The sequence below is a fragment of the Gimesia sp. genome (assembly GCF_040219335.1).
In the GTDB taxonomy this organism is placed as follows: domain Bacteria; phylum Planctomycetota; class Planctomycetia; order Planctomycetales; family Planctomycetaceae; genus Gimesia.
The window spans coordinates 178,307-194,116 of sequence record NZ_JAVJSQ010000019.1; the positions used below are offsets into that span (position 1 = coordinate 178,307).

Consider the following 15,810-nt stretch of genomic DNA (forward strand, 5'->3'; position numbering starts at 1 on the left):
TGAAGCCGCGATATTAAAAAGTAATCACTTGCTGGATTTAGCTTCGTTTTATTGAGTGACAGGAAGTGTAGAAATCTCCAGAAATTTATTGAAAAAGCAGAAATTCTTATCGACGAAGAATTAGGATCTATTCATAATGGAATATGTATATCATTGCATGCGAGATTTAAGTTTCCGGTAGTTTTCTGTCGGCTTAACTTATCCTTCCACTACTCTCACCCTGATTGATAACACGCTCTATTTCAGAGAGCCCTTTCAAAACCATTCAGGGGCAATGAGAAGAGATTTGCCTCTTTTCACCACCAGAGTTATTTTAACTTAGGTTTGATAAAAGGGGGTTCTGGTTCATGTCCTTCGACAAGTTCCGCGCTTATTCTTTTTCCGGCTTTGCGCTCTGCTCGGTTTTCTTTACGACACTCATCAATGCGGCTCCTTCTCATGCGGACCAAAAGGTCAGCTTTTACCAGCAGGTCCGACCCATTTTGCAGGCTCACTGTGCCGGCTGTCACCATCCGCGAAATCCGGAAGGTGATTATGTTGTCACTGAATTCGTCGACCTGCTGAAGGGGGGCGAAAGTGAATCGGCTGCCATCGTTCCCGGCAAGCCGGATGAAAGTTACCTGGTAAAATTGATTACACCTGAGGATAACGAAGCCGAAATGCCCAAGGCGAAAACGCCTCTGGCTCAGGAACAGATCACTCTGATCCGTACCTGGATCCAGCAGGGAGCCTTGAATGACTCGCCTGCGAAAGTGGAATATCGCTTCAATAAAGACAATCCGCCGTCCTATTCAGCACCGTCTGTTATTACTTCGCTGGACTATTCTCCCGATGGAAAACTCCTGGCCGTCGCCGGCTTTCATGAGGTCCTTTTGCACAAATCGGAAGGAGACCAGATTGTCGGTCGTCTGATTGGTAAATCACAGCGGATCGAATCGGTCACCTTCTCGCCTGATGGGAAATTCCTGGCTGTCACGGGGGGGACTCCTGCAGAACGGGGCGAAATTCAAATCTGGGACGTGGCGCAGCAGTCGCTCGTCAAGTCGATTCCCCTCACCTACGATACCATTTATGGTGCCAGCTGGTCTCCCGATGGAAAGCTGCTGGCCTTTGGTTGCAGCGATAACACTCTTCGTGCGGTTGAGGTCGCTACCGGTAAAGAAATTCTCTACCAGGGAGCGCACTACGACTGGGTGCTGGATACCGTATTTTCCAAAGATGGAAGTCATGTGATCTCTGTCAGCCGGGACCGCACTACCAAACTGACCGAAGTCAAAACTCAGCGGTTCATCGACAATATTACATCAATTACTCCCAAAGCACTTACGGGTGGGTTAGCAGCCATCGACCGCCATCCCACACAGGATACCGTGCTGGTGGGCGGTGCAGACGGAGTTCCCAAGCTGTATCAGGTCTTCCGTCAGTCCAAACGCGTGATTGGCGATGATGCGAATCTCGTGCGTACCTTCCCTGCCCTCAAAGGCAGGATCTTTGGTGTCGACATTCATCCCAACGGCAAACAACTGGTCGCTGTCAGCAGTCTGAATCATACCGGGGAATTGAAAGTCTTTTCATTCGATATTGCTGAGAAAATTCCCGATAATCTGGTTGCAATCTTAAATAAACGCGTCGCTTCGCGTAGTGCTGCCGAAAAGAAGCAGATTGAAGAGAGCCGCACCCAGAATGTGAAACTGGTCAGTGAAGCCCAGGTCCCTGAATCAGGACTTTACACCGTCTGCTATCATCCTCAGGGGGCCGTGATTGCGACCGCCGGACAGGATGGCCAGGTACGATTGTATGATTCCGCAACTGGAAAACTGAAAAAGTCTTTTGTACCGGTTCCTTTAAAGCAGACGCAGCCTCAAATCGCCGCGAAACCTGAATCAGGCAAGCCAAAAAATCAAGAGACGCAACAGAACGAGCTTGTTGTTGTAGACCTCAATCAGGCGCAGCTGCCGGAGGAAACATTCTCCGGGGCCGATCCAATTGTAAAACTGGAAGTACAGCCTGCTCAGGCCACCATCACTCAGAAATTTGATACAATTCAGTTTCTCGTAACCGGTCATCTGAAATCCGGGGCCAAAGCGGACTTGACTCGACTGGTAACTGTCAGTCAGAAAGGGAAGCCCATTCTGCACATTTCTGAAACCGGACTGGTGCGTGCGCTGCAGCCCGGAACTGTTGAAGTGAATTTCAGTCTGCAGGGTAAGCAGGTCACTTCAAAAATTCACGTGCCCCCCTTCCCCGCCGATTACAGTCCGGATTACTGGCGGGATGTGGCACCTGCGTTTACGAAAATGGGGTGTAACTCCGGGCTCTGTCACGGAGCCAACAAAGGGAAAGACGGCTTCAAACTCTCTCTACGTGGAACTGATGATCTGTTTGACCTGCGTGCCTTCACGGACGACCTGAAATCGCGTCGTGTCAATCTGGCCGCCCCAGAGCAAAGTCTGATTCTGTTGAAAGCGATTGCTGAAGTGCCTCACAAGGGGGGGCAGCTGGCCTTACCCGGGGACGCGCATTACCAGATTGTTTCTTCCTGGATTAATAAGGGGACGCCCCTGAACCGGGAAGCCGCCCGGGTAGAACAAATCAAAGTCGTGCCAGAGAATCCAGTTGTTCCCCGCGCCGGACTGCTACAGCAATTCCGTGTCCTGGCCACCTATTCCAATGGAGAAGAACGGGATGTCACCAGTGATGCCTTCATTGACAGCAGTAACATCGAAGTTGCCAAAATGCATCATGGCGGAATTGCTGAAGTACTGCGTCGAGGTGAAGCGCCACTGCTGGCCCGTTACGAAGGGAAATATGCAGCCACGACTGTTACCGTCATGGGCGATCGCTCTGAATTTGCCTGGAAGCAGCAACCTGTTTATAACTACATTGACAAACTCGTTGATCAAAAACTGAAAAAGACAAAAACCCTGCCCTCTCAATTGTGTACTGATGCAGAATTTATCCGGCGGGTTTACATCGATCTGACTGGTCTGCCTCCCACGATTGAGGATGTGAAAACTTTCCTGGCAGACAAACGCGATTCCCGTCTCAAACGCAATGAACTGATTGATCGTCTGCTCGGTTCCCCGGAATTTGTAGAACACTGGACTAACAAGTGGGCCGATCTGCTGCAGGTTAACCGAAAATATCTGGGGGTTGAAGGGGCAAAAAATTTCCGTGACTGGATTGAAAAATCAGTCTCCGAAAATATGCCCTACGATAAGTTTGCTTACGAAATTCTGTCAGCCAGTGGTTCCAATAAAGCGAATCCCGCTGCATCCTATTTTAAAATCCATCGGACACCTGAAGACACGATGGAAAATACGACTCACCTGTTCCTGGCAATCCGCTTCAATTGCAACAAATGTCATGACCACCCCTTCGAACGCTGGACCCAGGACCAGTATTACGAAACTTCGGCATTCTTCGCTCAATTTGGTTTGAAAGCCGCTCCGGAAAGTAAGGGACGGAATATTGGTGGTACCGCTGTTGAAAGTGGTAAGCCCCTGTTTGAAGTCGTGTACGACAAAAACGAAGGGGAAATGATTCACGAACGAACCGGCTTGAAAACGCCGCCGAAATTTCCCTACCCTGCTGAGTTCAAAGCTGATCCCAAAGCGGATCTTTCGCGCCGTGAAAAACTGGCCCGCTGGATCACCTCGCGAGATAACCAGTACTTCGCCAAAGCATACGCCAACCGGGTCTGGGGATATCTGACCGGAACCGGGCTGATCGAACCCATTGATGACATTCGTGCCGGAAATCCAGCTTCCAATCCAGACCTGCTGGACAAGCTGACCGAGGATTTCCTGTCTCATGATTTTGACGTCCGGCATCTGATGCGGGTGATCTGTCAGTCGCGAACCTACCAGCTGTCCATTGAATCCAATGAATGGAACGAAGACGACAAGATTAATTATTCGCATGCCAAAGCACGTCGCTTGCCAGCAGAGGTGCTTTACGATGCTCTCTGCCGGGTGACGGGCTCTGAATCGAATATCCCCGGTGTTCCTGCGGGGACCCGGGCAGCAGAACTTCCCGATGTGGGATTCAAACTGAAGAGCGACTTCCTGGCCAAGTTCGGTCGTGCTCAGCGAGAAAGTCCCTGTGAGTGCGAACGGTCTTCAAGCGTTGAACTGGGGCCGGTGATGGCTCTGATCAGTGGCCCCACTGTAGGCAACGCGATCAGCGATCCCAATAATGCCTTGAGTAAGCTGGTCCAGCAGGAAAGTAACGACTCTTCTTTAGTCGACTCGATCTTTCTGCGGGTATTGAATCGTCCGGCGACTGCAGAGGAAAAACAGGCTGGTGTCAAACTGATTCAACAACAGATTCAGAATGAACACCAGTCATTGAAGCAGCGTCTGGCAGAATATGAAAAGAGCCTGCCCCCCGAGATTGTTCGGCAGGAAAATCAACGGGTTCAGAATATCAAAGATGCACAAGAGAAAATTGCTTCGTTCCAGCAGGCCATCGCCCCCCGCGAAGCCTGGTTGAACAAAGAGCAACAGGCCAGGACAGCACGGTTGCAACAGGAGTTAACGGAGTATCAGAAATCCTTACAATCTCGGATCGCTGCCTGGGAAAAAGAAGAAACCAAAGGCTCCAATTGGGTCGTCATCAAGCCAGATTCCATATCAGCTACCAACGAAGCGACTCTGGAACTACAGCCGGATCAATCGATCCTGGCTAAAGGCAAAAATGGAAAAGGCGATTATCAGATTGTCGCTCAGACAAATCTGAAAGCGCTCTCTGCGGTACGCCTGGAAGTACTCACTGATGATTCCCTGCCCCAAAAGGGACCGGGACGTTCAGGAGACGGAAATTTCGTACTCAATGAGTTCGAAGTTTATGCGGCTCCAAAATCGAAACCGGATCAGAAACAGAAACTGAAGCTGTTCAACGCCCAGGCTGATTTCAGCCAGAATACGTATTTGATTGCGACCGCCATTGATGGTCAGATCAAGCCATCGGGCGAAGGCTGGGCTGTCTCACCGCAGATTGGGAAGCCTCATAAAGCCAGTTTCGACATTCAGTCTCCGCTACCGTCTGATGATCAGGGAGTCATTTTGACCTTTGTTATGAAGCAGCAGTTTAACAGTAATACGCATTCTATCGGTCGGTTCCGGCTCTCTATCACAAACGGGAAAGGACCAACCACGCTCGATCAGCATCCCCAGGATATCCGTAACATTCTGGCGAAACAGGCTGATAAGCGCAACGCTGCAGAGAAAAAGAAACTGCTTGACTATTACAGTAAATCAGACAGCAGGCTGCAGTCGATGATCAAAGCAGTTGCAGACAGTAAACAGCCGCGGCCAACCGATCCCAAACTCGTCGAATTACAGCAGCATCTAACAAAGGTGCAGAATGTACGCCCCGTCGATCGCAAACTGACCCGCCTGCGTGATGATGTCCAGTTGAGTGCAGAGCAGGTCAAACAGAATCGACTGGTAGCCGCCCAGGACCTCACATGGGCGTTAATCAATAGTCCTGCCTTCCTGTTTAACCACTAAGATTCATCAGGACAGCAGCACAGAATACATGCGGATGGATACAATATTGAAACAGTTTCTCTAACAAAAACTGAGGAGACACAGAAATGCTGATCATTCCAGGTCAATCAGGCAAGGAGCCGTGCGAGTCTCGAAGTCAAATCTCCCGTCGTGATCTGCTGCGAGTCGGCGGTTCCAGTATGATGGGTATGGGACTGGGAACCATGCTCCAGTTACAGGAAGCTGCGGCCAACAGCAATGAAGGCGGTGGCGGCCCCGGCTGGGCGAAAGCCAAAAGTGTTATTCTGATCTTCCTGCAAGGCGGTCCCAGTCATCTGGACCTGTGGGATCCCAAGGAAAACGTTCCCGATAATGTGCGGAGTGTCTTCCAGCCGATCTCTACCAAGCTGCCTGGTGTGCAGTTTACTGAACTCTTGCCGAATCTGGCACAGCAGAACGACAAGTTCACCATGATTCGCTCCATGAGTTATACACCCAAAGGGCTGTTCAATCATACTGCCGCCATCTATCAGATGCTGACCGGCTACACCACAGATAAAGTCAGTCCTTCCGGGCAGTTGGAGCCACCAAGTCCTAAAGACTTCCCGAACTTCGGGTCGAATATTATTCGTCTCCAGCCACCACAGGTCCCCATGCTGCCGTTTGTCATGCTCCCACGACCGTTGCAGGAGAGTAACGTGGTCGGGAAAGCCGGGACAGCCGGTTTCCTGGGACGTGCCTACGATCCGTACTATCTCTATCCACCCGGAGACGATATGGATATGAATAAGATGGATCGGATCAGCGTTGATGATCTAAAGTTGCGTCCGGATGTCTACACTTCCCGGTTGCAGCGTCGTGCCAGCCTGCGGGATACCATCAACCAGGGTATGCCTCAGTTGAACAAGGCTGTCGAAGATTACAAGCTGGATAAGTACTATTCACGGGCCTTGGATCTGGTGATTTCCGGCCGGGCCCGCGATGCCTTTGCCCTTGATCAGGAGTCAGATGCAGTCCGCGACAAGTATGGACGGAACACCTTTGGTCAGAGCCTCCTGCTGGCCCGTCGTCTGGTTGAAGCCGGGACTCGCGTGGTGGAAGTCGTCTGGCCAAAAGTCGCGAATTCGAACAACCATTCCTGGGACGTGCATACCGGATTAACGAATCGATTGAAGAATCAGTCTGCTCCCATGTTTGACCAGGGGCTCGCCAGTCTGATTTCTGACCTGTACGATCGGGGCACGCTGGACGAAACACTGATTGTGGCAGTGGGTGAATTTGGCCGCAGTCCTCAACGTGGGGTCAGTACTTCAGGAAACTCAAACAGCGACGACGGTCGAGATCACTGGCCTTACTGCTACACATCTCTGCTGGCAGGGGCCGGGATGAAACGGGGATATGTTCACGGCGAATCCGATAAGACTGGGTCCAGTCCGCGCAAAGATCCCGTTCATCCACGGGAACTGCTGGCAACGATCTATCATTCGTTCGGAATCAATCCCGAAACCATCGTCTATAATCACCTGAATCAGCCACGCGAACTGGTGAAAGCACAAGCCGTTACCAAACTGATGGGATAAGCGGCTACCATATTTATATTTCGAATCAGGCCCGTCTCTGTATTATCAGAGGCGGGCCTGTTTTCGTAGATGCAGCGAAAATCCACGAGATCTCTCTGCTGCTGACCCGAAATAGAATTCGACTGCAGACCAGGTCACTATCTGAGAAAGATTTTAAAAAGAGAAAAACGGGACAAATTATGCTTGAATTCATGAACCCAATGTGGTGTACAATGATTTAACAACGTCAGGGCTGACTTGGACAGAGTTGCAGGTTTATGAAAAGCCGTGAAATTGATTCATAAACCGGGAACTCATTCCACCCCACATCGATCCTATTTGATGTTCTGACAGATCGCGCCAAATAAAAACTGATTGACTAACCAGACCGTCAGGCCCATTCTCATCTGCAGGATGGATTATGTTGGATAAAGGTGCGCCCATTATCTGTTTACAGTTCAGAAATGATCGATTCACGCTCATCATCGGCTGGCTGATACTGCCATCTCTGCTGCTGATTCCCAGAGAGCTTCCCGGGCAAGTCGCTGTCGAAGTTGACATGGCAGCAGCTGCAGTGCAGACCCCCGAGACGTCGCCTCACAAGATTCCGGGTTTCAGTATTTCCGTCGATGAAAAGAAACTGAATCTGCTGGATGACTTTGAACGTTATGTGCGCCATCAGATGTGGGAAAAAGCACTAACGACGATCAAGGATCTGTCTGCTTCTCAGTCCAGTTCCGCCCTGCTCCCCACGCATGATGGTTTTCTGATCGATGCGAATCAGCGGATCTTTCGAGCCCTGACTTCACTACCACCCGCAGGACGAGAAGCATATCGACTTTTCTATGATGGCAAGGCACGTAAGGAGTTTGCTGAGCTCTCGGAAAAACATCCGCTGCATTCCGCTGATGCCGAAAAGCGGGCAACCGAGATTTATTACCAGTATTTTCTGACCTCCATTGGCGATGAAGTCGCTGACCTGCTGGGAAATCAGGCTTTTGAACGGGGCGATTTTCTTCAGGCGGCCGAATACTGGCGCTCGATTCTGGAGCATCATCCCGATACCAGCCTGCCGGAACTGGATTTGAATGTGAAGCATGCGCTGGCATTGATCCGGGGGGCACAAATCAAACGGGCTGCTGCAGCGATTGAGGTGATCGCGCAACAGTTTCCTGGCCAGAAAGTGACTCTGGGAGGCAATGCCCTTGATCCGGTTCCCTATCTGAAATCTTTACTGCCCGAGCAGAACGTATCTTCTGTTGCTTCTTCGAATTCCAATGAACGAAAGCTGGTCTCTCAGTCATTCCAGTTACCCGATTCTGATTCTCAACCACACTGGCAGTTACATTATCTGGATCAGAGTGTGGAACAGGCGCTGCAGAATTCTCAATCAGATTATTACGGCCGCAGCAAATCGTATGCAACCTACGTGCCTCCCATTGCCGTTGATCAGCAGCATGCCTATGTAAATTATTATGGTGTCTGTTTTGGTCTCGATTTGAAGTCCGGGAAGCTGCTCTGGAGGAACGCGAAATTCAAGGATCTGGGAAATCATTTCAACAACTATAGTTTTCATCAGTCCAGCCATCTCAATCAGTATCATATTGCTGTGAGTGGAGATTATGTCCTGGCCACGCTGATCCCTCAGAAGGAAATGAACCGCTACCGTGCCTGTTATCGGCTGGTTGCCTATCAGAAAAAGACGGGTAAACAACTCTGGCAAACCAGTGTGAATAACGAAAGCTATATCTGTGAGCCTCTGGTAGTTGCAGAGCAGATTTATACGATCTCGCACCAGCAGAACAGTAAACAACTCAATTTGAGTTGCCTGTCGTTGAAGACGGGAAAGAAGGAGTGGGGGATTCCCCTGGGATCTGTCGTGGCAGGCAGTTCTACAAACGGGATGGAAGATATGCCCTCTCCCGTACTCAAGCTGAATGGAGAGTCACTTCTGGTACTCACTAATAATGGGGCTCTGTTTGATGTTTCCTTGCCTGGAAGATCGATCAACTGGGTATTCCGGTATCCCTATCCCGTCAATCAGTCGACCTCCAACAATTACTATGCTGCTGCCAATGAGGAAGTACAACTGCATTCCAGAGGGCAGATGTACTGCGACAATAATTTGCTCTATTTCAAAGAAGAAGGCGCCAGCGAAGTCTATGCGCTGGATCTGGCTACCAAAAAAGTGGTCTGGAAACGTCCCATCAAAGTGGCTGCTCAACTGGTGGGAATTGATCATCAAAATGTCTACCTGCTCTCCAGGGAACTGGAGGCCTTGAGTCGTGAAACAAGCCGATTAAACTGGGCTGTTTCTCTGCCCATCGCGGCGGGAGGCTTGAGTGCCGTCATCGATCCGCAGCACGCCTGGATATTTACCAGTCGGGGTATCTTCGAAATTTCGAAATCAAACGGGGATATTCTTGATATTTATCGCGGGCACGATCTGAGTTCGTTGGGGGGGGCGATCAGTCTGAAACAGGGATTAATGCTTTGTATTTCCAATCAGGCTGTGACCGCATACCCCTCCACTCCCGCTGGAAAACAGAAGTCAAAAGAAACACCAACATCAGAACCTTAATCAGATGGAATGTAATATGTGTGGTAAGTTACTCCTGTCACAAAGTCGAAGCTTGTTTTTACTGGCGCTGGCTCTGCCCTGCTTTGCTCAACTGTCACCGGTCGCTGCTGAAGGTGAAACCGGGATTACCGTTGTAGGGACTGGCATTGTTGAACAGAAACCAACGGTCGTCGAAATGACCGGACTGGTCATCGGTCAGGGCCAACTGGCGGGAGATGCTGTTACCAAGTATCACGGAAATCGACGCCGGGCCGAAGATGCATTTAAAAATCTGAAGATACCAGGACTGGTCATTCAGGGGGATGGGATGTCACTCTACTCGTCCTTAAATGCCAGTCAGATGCAGGCCATGATGCGGGGCATGGCTGTGAATAATACGCAGTCTCAGGAGTTATCGGTCTCAGAAACACTCAAGTTACGTCTGACGGGAGTTGATAAGCTGAGCTCCGAAGAACTGCTGGAAATGATCGTTCGGATTGTTGATGCCGGCAAAGATGCGGGAGTGGTGATTGGTAATGATACGACTCCCATGGTGCCGGGAACATATAACGCTTCTAAAGCACGCAATACGATGGTCGCCTTTAAAATTCAAAACGTGGAAGACTTGAAAAACAAAGCGTATGCGAAGGCCCTGGAAGATGCACGTGCTCAGGCGGAGGCACTCGCAAAGCTGGCGGGGGGCAAACTCGGGAAAGTTGTGGCCATCAATACTGTGGATCCAAACCAAAAGAGCAGCGACAGTTCCAGTCAGATGCTGGCACAGTATCTGGCTGTCCTGGGAATGAGAGTCGGTCAGTCTGAAGAGCAGTCCTCCGCACTGTTGAAAGAGATCCCTGTTTCTGCCGTCGTTCGCGTTACTTATGCTCTCGAATGAATCCTCAATTATACGAGCGTCAAATGAGTATTTCTGTAATCATGAGAATTGTTGCCGGTGGGCTGTTTCTGCTGTGCAGCTTTGCACAGATTCAGGCGCAGGAAATTCTACCCCGGCATGTCACTTCTGCAACCGTCAAGTCAATTCAGCGGGGCCTCGATTATCTGGCGAAGCAGCAGACAACCAGCGGTAGTTTTCAAACAACCCAGGATGGCAGTACCTATCCCGTCTCAATGACTTCGCTGGCGGGAATCGCCTTTCTGGCCAATGGAAATACGCCGACCCGAGGGCCCTATGCCGATCAGGTGCGGAAAGCGACCGAGTACGTATTGAGTCAGGCTCAGCAGAACGGTCTGATCGCAGCCGGTGCAGAAAATGGACGCCCGATGTATGGACATGGATTCTCATTGCTGTTTCTTTCCAGCGTATACGGTATGGAGACAGACGCAAAAGTCCGCGCCCGGATTGCCAAAGTGGTCAAAGATGGTATCCAGTTAACCTCTTCCGGACAGAGCCCTTTAGGAGGCTGGATTTATACCCCGGGCGGAGGAGATGAAGGCAGCGTCACCGTCACCCAGATGCAGGGACTCCGGGCTGCGCACAATGCCGGCTTTACCGTACCCAAGGGAACGATTCAGAATGCTGTCCGCTATCTGGAACTCTGTCAGACACCTGAGGGGGGGATTCGCTACTCATATCATTCCGGCAATGATACCCGCCTGCCGATATCTGCTGCCGCAATTACCTGCCTCTATTCCGCCGGGGAATATGAATCACCGCTGGCTGAAGAATGTATGGAGTATGTTTACGGACAGTTCAAAAACCGAAAAAGTGGATTTCAGTCGGGACATTATTTTTATTTGAACCTGTATGCCTCGCAGGCGTTTTACCAGGCAGGCGATGATTATTGGGATGCCTACTTCCCGGGGCAGCGCGACAGTCTCATCAAATCACAGGCATCCAACGGGAGCTGGAACGGCGATGGAGTCGGTCCCATTTTTGGAACCAGCGTCGCCTTAATCGTTTTACAACTGCCTTATAAGTTTTTGCCAATATATCAACGTTAATCGACATGTATTGTGACCAGCAGACAGGCTGGTAGAACAGGGAGTGAATCTTGTCTGAAATGAAAACAGCACCAGATATGGCAGCTTTGGAGAAGCTCAAAGCCGCCCAGGAACGGATTCGCGAACAGATTCGCAAGGTCGTAGTTGGTCAGGATGATGTCGTCGAGCAGTTGCTGGTCAGTATTCTTGCGGGGGGGCATTGTATTCTGGAAGGAGTCCCGGGCCTGGCGAAGACGTTGCTGGTCTCTACGCTGGCTAAAAGTCTGTCACTGGACTTTGGTCGGATCCAGTTCACTCCCGACCTGATGCCCGCCGATATTACCGGGACCGATGTGATTTACGAAGATCGACAGACTGGAACGCGAGAGTTCCGGTTTATTGAAGGACCGATTTTTACCAATCTGTTGCTGGCAGATGAAATCAACCGGACACCTCCCAAAACACAGGCGGCTCTACTTCAGGGGATGCAGGAAAAGAACATTTCCGCAGGGACGAAACATTACAAACTCCCCCGCCCGTTTTTTGTGCTTGCGACCCAGAACCCGATTGAACAGGAAGGGACCTACCCCCTTCCCGAGGCGCAGCTGGACCGGTTTCTGATGAAGATCATTGTCCAGTATCCCACGCGCGATGAAGAAAGACAGATTTACAAAACAGTAACTGGAGAAGAACAGTCGGAGCCGGAAGCCACCTTAACGGGAGAAGAAGTGCTGGAGCTTCAGCATCTGGTACGCCGGGTTCCCATCAGTGATTTTCTTGTAGATTACACCATGGACCTGATCCGGGCGACACGCCGCGACTGCGAAGATGCTCCGGAGTTCATTAATCGTTGGGTGCTCTGGGGGGCGGGGCCACGTGGTGGGCAGTCTCTGATTCTGGCAGCCAAGGCCCGGGCTGCTCTGTATGGTCGCCCTGAAGTCTCTGTGGAAGATCTCCAGGCGGTTGCTAAGGCCGTTTTGCGCCACCGGATTGTTCTGTCTTACAACGCCGAGTCGGAGGGCCAGACACCGGATTCCGTAATTGAAAAACTGATCGCGGAAACTCCATTATATCAGAGCACTGCCGGAAAGGATGGTCAGTTTGAACACATACTTAAATCCTGAGATCGCAGGCAGTCTGGCCGGGATTGGGTTCAAGGCCCGCCAACCGGTTGAGGGTTCGATAGCTGGCCTGCACCGCAGTCCCCTGCACGGTCTGTCTCCGGAATTTGCCGACTATCGCAGCTACACGCCCGGTGATGATTTGAAGAACCTGGACTGGAAAGCGTATGCCCGTTCGGACCGGTTTTATATTAAACGTTTTGAAGAAGAGTCGAATTTACGTGCCGTCTTTATTGTCGATTCTTCGGCCTCGATGAAGTACGGCGGTCCTGACTTTTCCAAGTATGATTGTGCAGCAACAATCGCCGTCTCGCTGTCGTCTGTTTTATTGAAACAACGTGATGCGGTTGGCCTGGCGATACTCAATGATCGTATTCAGGAAGATCTGCGGACCGGGAGTACTGCCTCCCATCTGGCCAAATTCATGGAAGTGCTGCAGCAGACCGAACTCCAGGGAGAAACCGATATTGGCCCGGCTGTCGCCCAGGTTGCGGATCAGATTCACCGTCGAGGCATCGTTGTTGTTCTGTCTGATCTGCTGACACCGCTGGATCGATTTTACGAGTCGCTGGGCAAGCTGCAATACGCAGGACATGAGGTGATTGTGATGCACGTACTGCACCGTGATGAGGTAGAGCTTCCATTCAAAGATTCTGTGATCTTCAAAGACATCGAGGGCGAAGAAGAGATCTTTGCCGAACCATGGGCCTTTCATAAGGCGTATCAGGCAGCCATGGAAGAGTTTATTCAGGAGACACGCCAACGCTGTCAGTTCTGTGGCATCGACTATCTGCAGATATTTACTGACGCCAATCTGAGCAGGGTTTTGAGCAGCTATTTACACAATCGGCAGTTTGCAGGAGCGAAAACACATCGGGGACGAATGGCGTCGCTCGGTGGATCTGCCGGTTCAGACAATCACACATCAGACTCCCCTGCTCCCGATTCCAGAGCAGGCCAAACATCAGAAAGCGAGTAACCAGTCTCAATGCAGTTTCTGGCTCCCCTACTTTTGACGGGAACGGTTCTGGCAACCGCACCGATCATTATTCACCTGCTAAACCGCAGACGGTTTATCCGCGTGGACTGGGCGCCCATGGAATATCTGAAGTTAACTCTGAAGACAAATCGTCGGCGGTTACGGCTGGAACAGTGGCTTTTGCTTGCGATTCGAACGCTGGCGGTTCTGGCTCTGTTTCTGGCGGTGGCACGCCCCATCAGTTCGGGTACAAATCTGGCGGGGTTCCTGACGGTGGAAGGTCGGGCAAGCCGCGTGATCGTACTGGATGATTCTCTGAGTATGTCTTATCAGACCGGCGAACAGTCTGCTTTCAGCCGGGCACAAAATGCAGTTCGGCAGGTTTTGAACCAGTTGGGACCGCAGGATTCGGTATCGGTGGTACTGGCTTCTCAACCGGAGCAACCACTCGTGCGGATGGCACATCTGACAGAGAAAGAGCGGGACCAGTTGATTGCGCGCATCAATGAGATTAATTCCAGCCAGATGGCCAGTCACTGGATTTCTACCTTAGAGGAAGTAGATCGCCAACTGAAAGAAGCCACATTCCCGATTAAAGAGGTGATTATTGTTACCGATCTCTGGTCGGCCGGTTGGACTTCTGAAGTGCGCGATCTTTGTGACCGTTGGTCGGGCGAACAAGTAACGTTGCGATTTATCGATATCGGAAATGAGCCGACGGGGAACCGTGTACTACGTTCGCTTGATCAGGACAGCCGGATTGCACTGGTCGATCAGGAAGTTAAATTGACTGCCGTCATCGAGAATTCCAGTACAGAACCGCTTAAGTCAGGTCAGGCATTGTTAGACGTGGACGGAAATGTTACTCCAGTGACCCTGCCTGAAATTCCAGCAGAAAAAACGGTGACCGTTCCCGTGAGTGTGCGATTTGATGAACCGGGTCAGCATGTCGTAACTCTATCCATTCCTGCAGATTCCTTGATGGAAGACAACGTTCGCAGCAAACTGATCAATGTTCGTCAGATGGTCGATGTCGTTCTCGTTGATGGCGAACCGGGGCTGAATCCCTTCGAGAGTGAAACTGATTTTCTGGCGCTGGCTCTGTCAGCCGGAAATTCAAACTGGCAGGTGACACAAACGGAAAGTTCAACCTGGAAATCACAGTTATTGACAGCCCCGGATCTGATCGTCCTGGCCAATGTGGATCAGCTGTCAAAGGAGCGCGTCGCCGAACTGGAAGAACTGGTCTCGCTGGGAACCGGTTTAATGATATTTGCCGGCGATCAGTGTGACTTGCAACTCTATAACGAACGACTGTTTAAAGGGGGAAATGGACTCCTTCCGGCAAAAATCAATCAGATTCGGGATTTGCAGGCGCAAGGGCTGGTTATCGAACCAATCGCTGATTCTCCGATTGAGTTACTGAAGAACCTGACTCCGGAACTGTTGAGTCGGGTGCGTCCCCATCGATTTGCGGATGTTGTTCTGGAGCAAGGTGAAGGACAGCGTCAGGTTAACGTGTTGGCACGCTGGAATGATCCCCAGCAGTCTCCTGCAGTATTAGAAAAGCGTTTTGGTGAAGGTCGCGTCCTGTTCTGGACCATTTCAGCAGATAAAAGCTGGAGCGACTGGCCAGCAGAGGCGAGTTTTGTTCTGGCCATGCGGGTAGCGGCACAGGAAATCGCGGCAGAAATTCAACGGGGCGAGAATCTGGTTGCCGGTGAACCGATCCACCTGGAACTGGAGACGATTACCGCGCCTCAGTCTGGTGAACTGGTCTGGCTGGATCGTGACTTGAAACCCCTGGAGGTCCGTTTCGGTATGGAAGGTGAATCGAAGACGATTCTCAGCTCAGATCCGATTCGTTATTCAGGCGTCGTAGAAGCAACGTGGCAAGGCACACAATCTGGCGGGCAGACTCAGAAATTTGCCATCAATGCGAATGTGGAAGATTCATTGCAGGAAAGGCTGAATGAGCAGGAATTGCAGCAGTATCTGGGGCGCATGCCTTTAAAGCTGATTCGTTATCAGGGAAAAGAAATGGACTTATCGACAGCCGGAACTGAATTATGGCGATATCTGGCAGTCGTATTACTGGGTTGTCTGATTTCCGAGAGTATGCTGGCGGCCTGGATTGGTCGTCGTCGCTAAAGAAAGA

At 50.9% G+C, this 15,810-nt stretch carries 8 protein-coding genes; all 8 read left to right on the plus strand.

Annotated features, from left to right (window positions below):
• Nucleotides 1-347 precede the first annotated feature (347 nt).
• Entirely contained in the window at nt 348-5,513 is a 5,166-nt protein-coding gene (locus tag RID21_RS15860; RefSeq protein WP_350190467.1) for a DUF1549 domain-containing protein, read from the plus strand.
• Nucleotides 5,514-5,599: 86 nt separating this feature from the next.
• Nucleotides 5,600-7,072: a DUF1501 domain-containing protein gene (locus tag RID21_RS15865; RefSeq protein ID WP_350190469.1), complete on the plus strand. Its 1,473-nt coding sequence runs from the start codon at nt 5,600-5,602 to the stop codon at nt 7,070-7,072.
• A 400-nt stretch (nt 7,073-7,472) separates the two neighbouring features.
• Nucleotides 7,473-9,632 carry an outer membrane protein assembly factor BamB family protein gene (locus RID21_RS15870; protein WP_350190471.1) on the plus strand — a complete coding sequence of 720 codons (2,160 nt, stop codon included), beginning with the start codon at nt 7,473-7,475 and terminating at the stop codon, nt 9,630-9,632.
• Nucleotides 9,633-9,648: 16 nt separating this feature from the next.
• The gene (locus RID21_RS15875; RefSeq protein ID WP_350190473.1) at nt 9,649-10,506 is read left to right on the plus strand and encodes an SIMPL domain-containing protein; all 858 of its coding nucleotides are present in this window, start codon (nt 9,649-9,651) and stop codon (nt 10,504-10,506) included.
• A 23-nt stretch (nt 10,507-10,529) separates the two neighbouring features.
• Entirely contained in the window at nt 10,530-11,573 is a 1,044-nt protein-coding gene (locus RID21_RS15880; RefSeq protein ID WP_350190475.1) for a prenyltransferase/squalene oxidase repeat-containing protein, read from the plus strand.
• A 59-nt stretch (nt 11,574-11,632) separates the two neighbouring features.
• Nucleotides 11,633-12,676, plus strand: coding sequence for an AAA family ATPase (locus RID21_RS15885; RefSeq protein WP_350190954.1), 1,044 nt, complete (start codon nt 11,633-11,635; stop codon nt 12,674-12,676).
• The gene (locus RID21_RS15890; protein WP_350190477.1) at nt 12,654-13,652 is read left to right on the plus strand and encodes a DUF58 domain-containing protein; all 999 of its coding nucleotides are present in this window, start codon (nt 12,654-12,656) and stop codon (nt 13,650-13,652) included. The genes RID21_RS15885 and RID21_RS15890 overlap by 23 nt, the downstream gene beginning before the upstream one ends.
• A gap of 9 nt (nt 13,653-13,661) precedes the next feature.
• Nucleotides 13,662-15,803 (plus strand): BatA domain-containing protein, encoded by a 2,142-nt coding sequence (locus RID21_RS15895; RefSeq protein WP_350190479.1) that lies wholly within the window; start codon nt 13,662-13,664, stop codon nt 15,801-15,803.
• Nucleotides 15,804-15,810 lie beyond the last annotated feature (7 nt).

Bases quoted from the DNA above. Each gene is read 5' to 3' on its own strand.
- RID21_RS15860 (WP_350190467.1), top strand. From the start codon at position 348: ATGTCCTTCGACAAGTTCCGCGCTTATTCTTTTTCCGGCTTTGCGCTC.
- RID21_RS15865 (WP_350190469.1), top strand. From the start codon at position 5,600: ATGCTGATCATTCCAGGTCAATCAGGCAAGGAGCCGTGCGAGTCTCGA.
- RID21_RS15870 (WP_350190471.1), top strand. From the start codon at position 7,473: ATGTTGGATAAAGGTGCGCCCATTATCTGTTTACAGTTCAGAAATGAT.
- RID21_RS15875 (WP_350190473.1), top strand. From the start codon at position 9,649: ATGTGTGGTAAGTTACTCCTGTCACAAAGTCGAAGCTTGTTTTTACTG.
- RID21_RS15880 (WP_350190475.1), top strand. From the start codon at position 10,530: ATGAGTATTTCTGTAATCATGAGAATTGTTGCCGGTGGGCTGTTTCTG.
- RID21_RS15885 (WP_350190954.1), top strand. From the start codon at position 11,633: ATGAAAACAGCACCAGATATGGCAGCTTTGGAGAAGCTCAAAGCCGCC.
- RID21_RS15895 (WP_350190479.1), top strand. From the start codon at position 13,662: ATGCAGTTTCTGGCTCCCCTACTTTTGACGGGAACGGTTCTGGCAACC.